Annotated in this window: 9 protein-coding genes; 8 read left to right on the top strand and 1 reads right to left on the bottom strand. The window is 39.3% G+C overall.

Annotation, left to right across the window (positions count from 1 at the left end; all coding sequences use genetic code 11):
• Positions 1-64: 64 nt before the first annotated feature.
• Positions 65-400, top strand: coding sequence for a hypothetical protein (locus O3Q51_14410; protein ID MCZ4410011.1), 336 nt, complete (start codon positions 65-67; stop codon positions 398-400).
• A gap of 1,485 nt (positions 401-1,885) precedes the next feature.
• Positions 1,886-2,506, top strand: coding sequence for a fibronectin type III domain-containing protein (locus O3Q51_14405; protein MCZ4410010.1), 621 nt, complete (start codon positions 1,886-1,888; stop codon positions 2,504-2,506).
• Between the two features lie 110 nt (positions 2,507-2,616).
• Here the strand turns inward: O3Q51_14405 and O3Q51_14400 are convergent, their stop codons facing one another.
• Positions 2,617-2,946: a hypothetical protein gene (locus O3Q51_14400; protein MCZ4410009.1), complete on the bottom strand. Its 330-nt coding sequence runs from the start codon at positions 2,944-2,946 to the stop codon at positions 2,617-2,619.
• A gap of 434 nt (positions 2,947-3,380) precedes the next feature.
• Here O3Q51_14400 and O3Q51_14395 point away from each other — a divergent pair, with 434 nt between their 5' ends.
• The 6 genes from O3Q51_14395 (at position 3,381) to O3Q51_14370 (ending at position 11,608) form a co-directional block, all read left to right on the top strand.
• The gene (locus O3Q51_14395) at positions 3,381-4,256 is read left to right on the top strand and encodes a hypothetical protein (GenBank protein ID MCZ4410008.1); all 876 of its coding nucleotides are present in this window, start codon (positions 3,381-3,383) and stop codon (positions 4,254-4,256) included.
• A gap of 88 nt (positions 4,257-4,344) precedes the next feature.
• Positions 4,345-4,920, top strand: coding sequence for a Crp/Fnr family transcriptional regulator (locus tag O3Q51_14390; GenBank protein ID MCZ4410007.1), 576 nt, complete (start codon positions 4,345-4,347; stop codon positions 4,918-4,920).
• A gap of 194 nt (positions 4,921-5,114) precedes the next feature.
• A complete protein-coding gene (locus O3Q51_14385; GenBank protein MCZ4410006.1) occupies positions 5,115-5,795 on the top strand; it encodes a type 1 glutamine amidotransferase domain-containing protein in 681 nt (226 codons plus the stop codon).
• An 80-nt stretch (positions 5,796-5,875) separates the two neighbouring features.
• Positions 5,876-6,421 carry an antibiotic biosynthesis monooxygenase gene (locus O3Q51_14380; protein ID MCZ4410005.1) on the top strand — a complete coding sequence of 182 codons (546 nt, stop codon included), beginning with the start codon at positions 5,876-5,878 and terminating at the stop codon, positions 6,419-6,421.
• Positions 6,422-6,829: 408 nt separating this feature from the next.
• Positions 6,830-9,106 (top strand): family 16 glycosylhydrolase, encoded by a 2,277-nt coding sequence (locus O3Q51_14375; protein ID MCZ4410004.1) that lies wholly within the window; start codon positions 6,830-6,832, stop codon positions 9,104-9,106.
• A 1,017-nt stretch (positions 9,107-10,123) separates the two neighbouring features.
• A complete protein-coding gene (locus O3Q51_14370) occupies positions 10,124-11,608 on the top strand; it encodes a T9SS type A sorting domain-containing protein (protein MCZ4410003.1) in 1,485 nt (494 codons plus the stop codon).
• The last annotated feature ends 85 nt before the right edge of the window (positions 11,609-11,693 follow it).

Below are 11,693 nucleotides of genomic sequence, written 5' to 3'. Positions count from 1 at the left end.
AGCCGCCTATCGGCAGGCTACGCTTCATATACTAAACGTTACCAATCCCAAAATACTTGAAAAAATGATATCTAAAGAAATAAAAGAACTAGCACAACAAGTTGAGCAATTGGAAACAATCTTCGAAAATCACGATGTTGAACAAATAGGTAGCGCCCAATATGAAAAAGAAGTGGAACTTGTCTATAGCGTTGAAGAAGAAATAGCTGACTTAAAAGATCAAGCTAATGCCACCCAATTTGATCAACTCGATCAATTAGCCAAACGACTCATCCATTTGAAAGATGAACATGAGTTTTATGATGCAGAAGCCGAATTAGATAATATGTTTCCAAACCGCTACGATGATGATTTTGACGAAGATTCAATGTCATTTGAAAGTGCTTTTGGAGAGCAATGACTCGTCTTTATAACACGTAGGGCGTCAATTCTGCTGAACCAACCAAATATAAACTTTAGGTCACATTTACTCTGCACCACTATCTTGACTTACTTCGCTACATAAAAACACTCCAACGTCGTAAAGTTGCTATAAGCCCTCCTATTCTACCTTTTTCTCTCTACCCTTCCCCTCCGCATACCGCTCCGCCCTTTCCAAGCAATTCGGCCCTTGGTCGGGTGCCAAGAGATAGATCAACCCGAAGATTACCAGAAAATACAGAAAAGGAACATAGATCATAAAAGTGTATCGAGCTGAAAAAATTAACACCAATAGCATTCCGTTTTCGGGCTTGCCCGACTAGTTTCAAACAATAGGCCTATAATTATCCTGCATTTTCTCACAACTCTCCTACCCCATCCCAAAAATTTTCCTTACCTTCATCTTGCTGGTGCGAGGTTTTGGTTAGCCGTGCAATAGCACAATGTGTACCGGCCCAACCCTGCAATCCTTTGCGGGGTTTCTTTTTTTCTAGCCCTTGGCTTGCACCCCATTTTACAATCGTCAGAAACCTTTTGAAGGGTTTCCAAGACATTTTGAAGGGCTTCAAGAGGTTAAAAACAGTTGTCAAAAAGTTTTGGAAGGGTTTCAAGGGCTTTTTTTCAGTCGTCAAAGACTTAAAAACAGTTGTCGGAAGGTTTTTGAAGGGTTTCAAAGACTTCTTGAAGGGCTTCAAAGAGTTAAAAACAGTCGTCAAAAAGATTTTTACAGTCGTCAAGGAGTTTTTGAAGGGGTGTAGATGGATGGATTCGGTTGTAAATGGGGAATAATTGATCAGTCAAAATAGCGTTTTCATTCCCTTTTTGTGTTACTCATTGATTTTTTGCTTTCAGCTGAATTCGTGAGCTCAGTCCCTCCCTACGGGCCTTCGGTTGACACAAAAAGGGACAAAACTTAGCGCAAGCGGTCTCATGAGTTCCTCTTAAAACAAACACGCCACGAATAAAAGTCAAGGCTGTATTAATTTCTCCGTGAAAACTAATAAGGCCCCTTTGTTCTAAAGTGCAATCATATTTCAATTGATAGAATTGAATTCGAACCATAGTGATCCTTCATGAAGGATAAAAAACAACAAATTGAACAACACCTGATACTCCATAAAACATCATTTGAAAAAAAAGTGAACTTTTTTTTTGATGCCGCTCAGGTTAAATCGCCCTTTTTGAAAGGCGGAAAAAACACCCCATAATCAGCATCGTTAAAAACATATATTTAACCTTGGACTTTTCTGAACTTCCCGATTTTCGTTTCACAGCGAAGGTGCCCGTCACAAAATATTCCTAAGGTTAAAAAGTGACTTCGATTTTTAACCTATGGTTTTTTTTGTGACAGCACCTAATTCACAACACACTGTACAGCAACCCTTTGCGTAACCCTTTTTCGACCCTCCCCGTTTCATTAAGCGAAACCGCAAGTGGCCTCGGCCCTTGCATAAACTCCATGAAAATGGCAACAATTAAAGCAGGTGTAGCGCGCCTCAATCCAAGGTCGCTCGTTTTATTTACACGCAGTTTGATTAACCGCATGACGGGAAATCCAAACTTTGCAGACCCACAACCGGCCCTTGCTGACATCCAGACCAAACTGGATGAATTCGAGACGCTGGCAGTAGCCGCCCTCGACGGTACCAAGCGTGATCGCTACGTTCGAGACGAGGCTGCCAAAGAACTCAAGGACATGCTGCGCATCCTGGCCAACTATGTGGCTATGACGGCGGCAGGAGATGGTGACGTGATTCTTTCATCGGGATTCGACATCAGAAGTGAAGCTGAACCTGTACCACCCGTATCTGTGCCAAGTGCCGTAGTAGCAGAACGCAGCAGCCACGGTGGTGTGATAGATCTGGACTGGGAAGTTGTGCCCAATGCCGTTTCGTATCAGGTTATGATGACCACAAACGATCCCTCGCAGGTAGATGCTGTGTGGACATCGGTTGCGGTAACATCAAAAAGCAAAGCAGAGATCAATAACCTAATGCCGGGGCAGTACTACTGGTTTAGAGTAAAAGCGGTAGGCCGCAGCTCGAGCAGTGGCTTTAGCGATCCTGCTATGATTATGGCAGCCTAACAAGTCTCCCCTTTTTAGACTTTTGGACGCTGTTGTCAATGAACCCTCGTTTCAGTATACCCGAAGCGGGGGTTTTTCTTCTGAATAAAAGAATGTTGCCGTTAAATGATTTAAAGCTCCGTCAATCCCATCACCTTGGCTTTGCGTATTTGGCGGCAAAGTAAGGCAAACCCATCCCTAGCTCTCTGAGCCGAAGAATAATCATGACTGCAGCAAAATAAGATCCTGAATTTTTCTATAAGCATGAAATAATATAAACCTTCTTGAACCGAGATGAACAAATACTTTTTGGTGCATTTACGTTTCAGTACTTTCACAAAAGCCTTGGCGGCAGCAATATCTTCAAACCACAGCCAGTGAAGTAATTCACCGCCGTCTTTGATGACAAAGTTCAATTCAACTCCATTGGTTGCTTTTCTAATTCTAAAATGTGCTTGCATTGCGTCTCAATGTTTGGTTAGCGGCCAACACCGAGCGGCAATCAGGAAGGATTCAGAAACACAACCTTCTCTTCACTCAGGGTTGATCATCGGAATGAAATTAGAAAAAAATGGGAAAACGGCCAAGAGGCACTTCTCTTTATTGCCTCCTCTTCAGACCTTTGCTACATGCTGCTTCAAACGATCCAGAGGCGTAGAATCCGATTATACGTATAATTATACGTATAATAATACGTGTAATTCCATTCTACGGCTACGCGGTCAATAAGTGAATAGCATTTTGGGGCTATACCTCATTGAGCCTGAGATTCGTTATACTTGTAGGTAGAATATACCATGGAGCTGAGACCTTCCTCTGTAACTTAACTTTAGGTAGGGCCATAAGCTGAATAACACACACTAGTGGGTGTTATACAATTGTTACCAGCAATAAGATGAAAATTCAAAAAACAGATAAATCAGACATAAAATTTGAATCGTTTCCTGAAAACCTTCAGTTCGAATTCAACGATGATGTTTATCAAGTTGAGTTTTCTGAACCAGATGAAATCAGAATGTCTGTTTACATCCGAGAACTTAAAGTGTTTAAAAATAAAAAGTTGTTTAAGTCTGGGACTGTTTCTGATTGTAGTTACTTAGAACTTCATTCCCCAAACAAACAGTTTCTAGCACTACCTACTCGAAATGGGATAGAAATTCTTGACTTAAAAAATGATAAATCAATAGAAGTTGATTCATTTTTCATGCACGGTAATCAATTTGATTTAAAAAGTGAATTCTGTTTAATCAATGGACAACATGACTCCCAGTTAATTGACTTAGAATCCTTTAAGGTAATTTTTAGATATAAGAACCCAGAAAACTACATTTCGCAGACAATATTCGGTTCTGACAACAACGTTTGGACTATTGAGAATTGGGGACAAAAAATGAGAGTAGAGCACCTCGACCCACAATCGCTTCAAACAACTTATTCTGTAATAGAAACTCCGTTTGACTTTTTCAAAATTGATGGAGCCGAGTATGACAATCTGATTCGAAGCAATAAACATTGCATTTGGCTGATGCAAGGCGGTGGAATGCGGTTCCCGTCTTATTTAAACAAATGGGAGTTCGTAAAAACAACCGATAGAATAATTTATAAGAGCACTATACCTAAGACTAAAGTTAAATTCAATAAGAATTACAACGTTGAGTCATGTGAAGCTGATTTTGAATATATAGAACTACTTAGCGGTCAAGAAAAACAGTCAGAAAATGTCTTGGAGAAAGAAGGTATATGGGAAAAACTAAAAAGACTAATAAAATAAAAAAAGCTGGTAACATTGAGTAAAATGCATAAGCTCCTTACGTCGCTTACGACATCTTACTCTTAGCGTTGTGAGTAATTGAGAAAACATGGAGGAATCAATACTTTTAGAAGTTTTTAAACACATCGATTTTTCAAAAGAAGAACTGTTAACTCTTGGAGAGAACTTAAAAAGAATTGATTTAAAAAAAGGGGATGTTTTATTACGTAAGGATCAAACAGTTTCACATACACATTATGTTTATAGTGGATGTTTAAGAACCTTTTTTATTGATGATTCTGGTAAAGACCATACTTTACAGTTTGCCATAAAAGATTGGTGGATTAGTGATTATACTGCTTTTTTCTCAGGTGCTAAGGCCATGATGAATATTGAATGTATTCAAGATACCACGCTATATAAGTTATCTAGAAATAACATGGAGCAAATGTATCTTGACATTCCAACTTTTGAGACGTTCTTTAGGAAAAAACTGGAAAAGAGAATGGAAGCGTTTCATAGAAGAACACTTAACAACTTAGCCTTTCCTGCAAAAGACAGATACTTATCTTTTATCAAAACTTATCCTAGAATAGAACAACAAATCAAAAACTACCACATTGCCTCATACTTAGGAATTACAACTGAGAGTCTTAGTAGAATCAGAAAAGAAATCGCTCAATAACCGTTTCTTACCATACATCAATTTTTTTGAGAAGTATATAGCTCAATTTTGCTGTGTAATTAAATCATTATAAAATGAAAAAAGCACTAATAGCATTATTAAGCTCTGCTTTTCTTTTTTCTTGTGGGAATAAGGCAAAAGAAAGCGCAGTTTCAAATCAAGAATTAAATACTAATCAAGAAAAAAAAGAAACAATGAAAAAGATTCTATTCGTAATTACTAGTCATGATGAGTTAGGAAATACAGGTGACAAAACTGGGGTTTGGCTTGAAGAGTTTGCAGGCCCATATTACTTTTTAAAGGACAAAGGCGTAGATATTACACTAGCCTCACCCAAAGGTGGTCAGCCCCCTATTGACCCTAAAAGCGAATTGCCAGACTTTCAGACCTCTTCAACTAAAAGGTTCAATGAAGATAAAGAAGCACAAACTGTCTTTTCTAATACAGCTAAGCTGGAAACTGTAAAACACGTAGATTATGATGCAGTTTTCTACACAGGCGGATATGGCCCATTATGGGATTTAGCCGATAATAAAAAGTCAATCGCTTTAGTGGAAGCATTTTATAACAACAATAAGCCAGTGGCGACTGTTTGTCATGGACCAGCCATTTTTAAGAATACTAAAGATGCTGAGGGCAAACCCCTTGTTGCAGGCAAAAAAGTAACAGCCTATTCAAACTCAGAAGAGGCGGCAATTGATTTCACAAATATCGTCCCCTTTTCTGTGGAAGATGCCCTCAAAGAAAATGGAGGAGTTTATTCAAAAGGTGAGGATTGGAATCCTTATGCAGTAGAAGACGGTTTATTAGTAACCGGACAAAACCCAATGTCTTCAGAATTGGTAGCTGAGTTACTACTGAAAAAATTGAACTAACAGCTTAACAGGCTCACTATAAGACGACAACATCATGCTTTTGATTTTGTCGTCTTTTCTCTTTTAAATCCCAAGAAGTTATGGAAAGCCCTTTTTCGGTTATCGTTTCACACTTTGTGAAACCAGAAAAGAAAACACCTTTTGAACAAGCACTGAGACAGGTTATCAAAAAGGCAAAAGAACACAAAGGATATGAAGGCATACAAACCCTACAGATCGACAGTAAACTAGAAAATGAATATATATTAATGATTCGTTTTGACAACGAAGTCAATTATAAGATCTGGGCGAATTCAGATACAAGAAAAGAATGGGCAAAAGAAATCAGACAATTCATCACTAAGGAAAGTGAAATACGATATCAGGAAGGCATAGAATTTTGGTTTTCCTTGCCTCAGCTTTCTAATTCAAAACCTCCAAAGAAATGGAAAATGGCTCTTCTTACATGGATGGTTATTTATCCATCGGTCTTAACATTAAGCACTCTGGCTGGAATCTACTTGAGAGTCCTTCCCCTTTACATTAGGATGTTGCTGGTATCAATAACTCTAGTATCGCTTATGACCTATGTAATTATGCCGAAAATTACTACCGTTTTCGCTGCATGGATATTTAAAAAGGATTAAGAAAAAAACTACTCACAACAAGGTATAAAAGCAATAGCGGTTTGGGTATTCACTCAAACCGTTTTAGTTTTTAATTAAGTATCTTACTATCTGAAAGCTAATAGCAGTTAATCCGCTACTGCTCTTATACTAACCGTTGTGAGCAAGCTAAAATGAAGGCACTTTCGACTCATTTCCTTTTTTCCTGTATCCCGAGTGGTTTTTTTATAGCTTTGGTGTCAAACCAAAACTCGTAAGTAGGAATAAGGTTTTGCAAATAGATAAAAGTATCTGATTAACTCGGTCATTTGTTTGTTTTCGACAGGGCTTCCAACCGGGACCGAACAATAGCGATCTTACCATATTCAAAACCAGGGCAATAGGAATCTAAAATATCCTGCTAGTTTGAGGAGAAAAAACAACCATTTTATGAAACGTAAGAACCTAATGAGACAACTTTGTAACTATTCCCTGTTTTGCTATTTATTGGCGCTCAGCCCCGCAACCCTTCACGCGCAAGCATGCATGGAACTTATTTGGTCCGACGAATTTAACGGCACCGAATTGAATAGTGATCAGTGGAGTTACGAAATCGGGGATGGATGTCCGGACCTATGTGGCTTTGGGAATAACGAAGAGCAATACTATACGGATTCTCCCGAAAATATTATGTTAGAGAATGGCCGGCTTATCATTACGGGCAAAGAAGATACGCTCGGAGGGCTTGCCTATTCATCTGCCAAAATCTATAGCAAGAATAAAGGCGACTTTCGCTATGGCCGCATTGAAGCGCGCATGAAGTTCCCTACGGGCCAAGGAGTTTGGCCCGCCTTTTGGATGTTATCGACAGAAGACACCTACGGAGGTTGGCCTGAGAGCGGGGAAATAGATATCGTGGAGATGATTGGCAGTAATCCTGGACAGGTTGTTGGAACAATGCACACAGGAGAACCGCACACATTCATTTCAGGCTATTACAATTTGCCTCCTGATGAAATATTGGCTGATGATTTTCACATTTACAGTATAGAATGGGAGCCAGACTCCGTCACCTTTTTCTTTGATGGAATCCAATACCACCAGTTGACTCCCGACATCCTTAGTCCATGGGCACCTTTTCAAGAAGATTTTTATCTTATTTTGAATTTGGCCTTAGGAGGGAACTGGCCGGGACCAGTAGATGAGACCACCGAACTACCTCAAACTTTGGAGGTTGATTACGTGCGTGTTTATAACCATCCCGAAAGGCTTCCCATCAGAGGTGAGCAGCCTATAGTTGAAGCCGTTGGTCTGGAATACAGCACATTTGAAATTGAAGGAGCCAATTACATTTGGACGGTTCCACAGGATGCATCCATAATATCGGGACAAGGAACCCACCAAATCACAGTGGATTGGGGTTGCACAGCTGGTAACGTAGATCTTGAATTGCAAACAAGTTGCGAAACAGTATTTCTTTCATACGAAGTTGAGAGTTTCATCACTCCCGACATTTCAGGACCAATTACGGTTACCGAGAATCAGGCTGACATTACTTTTAATGTATCGCAGACTAGTGGAGGTTCTTTTTCTTGGGAAGTACCCTCAGGTGCGAACATAGTTTCCGGACAAGGAACCAATCAAATTGCAGTAGAATGGGGATGCGAACCAGGAGATGTCACTTACTCTTTAATGGGCTCCTGCGGCTCCAGTTTTGAAAACTCTCTCTCAGTTTCGCTTCAAACAATTGGAATTATAGGTCAGCCGTCCGTACCGCCGAATACTGCTAATCGAACTTACTCCATAGCTGACATACCTGGTTCAAGCTATTCCTGGACGGTTCCTTCTGATGTCGAAATTGTTTCAGGACAAGGTACACCTTCGATTCAAGTAGACTTCGGGGTTGCTGATGCAATGATTACGGTATTAGTTGAGAACAGTTGCTGGTCTAACACTTTCGAACTGCTGGTCGCCGTTGAGGAGTCATTGGTATATGCTGATTTTGATGAAGTGGATATGGATTTCATCCCCAGATATGGAGCAGTATGGAGTGAGGTTGCCAATCCTTCTCCTTCTGGAATCAATACGAGCGCACTAGTGGGCCGGGTAAACAAAACTCCAGGAAGTCCTTACTATGCAGGAATCGAAGCGAACGTTTATGAAATACCGACAGATCTAAGGCCTTTGATGGCTCAGAAAGTCTATTCAAGCAGTTCTGGAATAGTCCGATTCTTGATTGACGACCTAACAACAGGTCAGGAGAAGCTCAGGATTAACGTCGAGTACGGGCCAAATGACGTGAACCAATGGGTTCAATTGGTGTATGATTTCAGCGAAGCACCTACAGATGTTTATGACGAAATTGGGATGAGATATAATCACGGATCCACAAGTACAGAATTCTGGTACTTTGATGATGTGATGAACACTACAGATGCGATCTTGAGTGCTGGAACAGAAATCGCAGAAGACATAACCGAGGTGATAGCGGTTTATCCTAACCCTTCTTCGGGACAGTATTTTTTGGACTCGAGAGGTATCTTCCCAACGGGTAGTAATTACACACTCGAGGTAATGGACACACAGGGACGGTCAATTCTCAAGCAGCACGTAGTAGCTCAAGGACAACTGGTTGATTTTGATTTGAGCACAGAGCCATCAGGCGTATATGTCGTAAACCTGAGCGGACAATCTCTTCGCTACGCCAAGGTTATCGTGAAACAATGATTTTTTGTGGTGTTCCCTCAGATGTTCGAGACTTAAAAAATGCTTAGGAATTGACCTGCGCAAATTGTTATTTTCTTTTGGTCTTCCTGAGAGTCATCTAATGAATCCTTTCATTTCTATATATTCTTATCAAGGAAGATGAGTAAAAGTTTCCAACCTTCGTGTTTGCGGTGAAGTGGTGAAATTGATGAGTTGATGACTCATATCAAAGAACTAGGATTCAATATAGAAGACGCGCAAGAGCGGAAGAAGAGTATAATTGAAAAAGGGAGACTTGAAGTGCTGTCAGATAAACAATTATTTCTCTGTTACAGAAAAATGACGACGAGAGGAATCGAGAAAGGGATTGACATAAAATACCGGCGCTTACAGACATGGAGGGGAAAAGTATCATGATTATTATATTAAAACTGCTAACATCAAATAAAAACACATCCTTCTTCACTGCGTTACGGCGAGACAAGTGCCTTTACCTGCCTCTAGTGATTTCTGTGGTTGCCAATTGAGGGCGTTTTATTGCTATAAATGAGTCTGATAGCCTGTTTCGCAAACAAATTGCTAAATGCCCGATAACTGCGAGTTATTTATTAATTAGTCTAAAATTTATCCGCCTTTGGAGGAAGAAAACCCGCAAAATTTACCCGCCTTTGGAGGGAAACACCCCGGTCAGAAGCTTTGCGAAACTGCAAGGCATTTATTTTATTTCGGGCGTTGTACTTTATTTGACCCGTCCTGAAATATGTATACACTTAAACCAAGGTATATGTATAAAAATGAAAATATATAAGTAGGTATTCCGAAAGTTTTAAACTCAGATTAGTCCATGTATTAAAGATAGTAAAGGACGCTATAAAAAAGTTGCTCAATGTAGAAAACAGAGTGTTTTCTGAATATTTGTCGAAAAAATAGATGTTATTGAAGTTAAAAGAGGACAATAACTTCTAGAAAGGATTTCATTATTTACGAATAAACTCAAAGAAATTGTAAATTAAAGCAAATATTCCCGATTTTTGAGAAATGAAGTTACTTTTATTCTCTGTACTGTGTTTTTGGAGCTCAATAATATACGCTCAGTTTTTTCCATCTGTTGACACTGTCTATAATGACAATATTGGTTTAATCACAGCATATCAGAAGACCCAAAATGGTGATCGGTATTCAGCTGTAATATACGAAGACACAATAGCTGCGAGCTACTCCTATGGCCAATCCGTTTTAAAAAAAATGAATAGTATTGGAGAAGTTCTGTGGGATATCCCACTTACAGGTTGGTCATACATCAGTGATTGTGGATTGGATACCTCTGGGCATTGTTATTTTGTTGGTCAAAGCCTTGATCAAATATCTGTAGGAAATGAGACCATACCGGCATCCAGTTTTTTCTTAATCGTTACAGATCTCAACGGCAATATAGTTCTGACCGATTACAATTCAGACTTGAACGGACATGATGCCCGTGTTAGTCATGGATATTTAAACAAAGTTTTTTTCGGAGCCAGAAGTGAAAGTTGGCTCAACTATAGTATCATATCGACGGCTGATGAAAACGGATTCAGCAACATAAGCATTGATACAATCCATAATGCAAATGTGAATGACATCAATTGTTATCATGACGGTAGTCAAACTCACGTTGTTGTAGCTGCAAACGGACATGCATACGCAACATTTGATGGAGTAAATCCTCAGCCTAATTCTAATACGGGTTACGTTAACTATCTGGCAGTTTACGATGAAGCATTTAATTTAGCGTTCACCAAAGCATACTCGTGGTCTACCTTTGATTTTGATTCTAGAGCAACAATCAATCAAAATGGAATTTACCATTTAGAAATGGAAAATGGCACATTGGTCAGTACAAATAACAATTTATGGCTAAGGCATTTCGATTATAATGGCAATTGCCTGGATTCAATATCCATGCTGAATAGCGAGATATTTGTTATTGGTGTTATAGAGCCAGACTTGCAAAGTACCGCTGATGGAATTACTTCATTAGCTTTTAGATCTTTACTTCTTGGAAACGAAGACACATTAAGGGTATTTGTCATGCTTAATGACATACTGTCTGCTGCTGAAATGAAATATATTGGACAAATACATAGTCATAAAATTAGCGGCGATTGTAATACAGGTATTGATATACCCCTTACGTATGATGATGGAACAGTAGACCTGAATCAACAGGATAGTCTTGTTTACATTCCCTCAGGTCCCCAACTTGCTATTACAAGAACTAATCTTAATTGCTCTTTACTCGGGCTTGAAAATAGTAAACATAAAAGATCAATCTTAGTCTACCCCAATCCTGCTTCAAGAAACATTCAGATAGACTTTGAAAATCAAATGAACTGGGAAATATATACGATGGAAGGAAAAAAAGCCCTTGCAGGATATGGGAATACAATAGACATCCAAGAACTCGAAAATGGTTTATATTTGTTAAAAGTAAAAACCAAAAACAACAGCTATTACAGCGAAAAATTACTTATTCAGCATTGAGACGGGTTGTGATTAAGAAATTGATGTTGCAGATCTAATAAACCTGCTCCGCTGGGTTTGCAACCCTGCGGAACTTAAAAAAAAC

The sequence above is a fragment of the Cryomorphaceae bacterium 1068 genome (assembly GCA_027214385.1).
GTDB lineage: Bacteria > Bacteroidota > Bacteroidia > Flavobacteriales_D > Cryomorphaceae > JAKVAV01.
This window is presented reverse-complemented; position numbering and strand designations above follow the sequence as displayed.

What these genes read in the sequence shown, in the direction of transcription:
- O3Q51_14410 (MCZ4410011.1), top strand. Translation starts at nt 65, where the DNA reads ATGATATCTAAAGAAATAAAAGAACTAGCACAACAAGTTGAGCAATTG.
- O3Q51_14405 (MCZ4410010.1), top strand. Translation starts at nt 1,886, where the DNA reads ATGGCAACAATTAAAGCAGGTGTAGCGCGCCTCAATCCAAGGTCGCTC.
- O3Q51_14400 (MCZ4410009.1), bottom strand. Translation starts at nt 2,946, where the DNA reads ATGCAAGCACATTTTAGAATTAGAAAAGCAACCAATGGAGTTGAATTG.
- O3Q51_14395 (MCZ4410008.1), top strand. Translation starts at nt 3,381, where the DNA reads ATGAAAATTCAAAAAACAGATAAATCAGACATAAAATTTGAATCGTTT.
- O3Q51_14390 (MCZ4410007.1), top strand. Translation starts at nt 4,345, where the DNA reads ATGGAGGAATCAATACTTTTAGAAGTTTTTAAACACATCGATTTTTCA.
- O3Q51_14385 (MCZ4410006.1), top strand. Translation starts at nt 5,115, where the DNA reads ATGAAAAAGATTCTATTCGTAATTACTAGTCATGATGAGTTAGGAAAT.
- O3Q51_14380 (MCZ4410005.1), top strand. Translation starts at nt 5,876, where the DNA reads ATGGAAAGCCCTTTTTCGGTTATCGTTTCACACTTTGTGAAACCAGAA.
- O3Q51_14375 (MCZ4410004.1), top strand. Translation starts at nt 6,830, where the DNA reads ATGAAACGTAAGAACCTAATGAGACAACTTTGTAACTATTCCCTGTTT.
- O3Q51_14370 (MCZ4410003.1), top strand. Translation starts at nt 10,124, where the DNA reads ATGAAGTTACTTTTATTCTCTGTACTGTGTTTTTGGAGCTCAATAATA.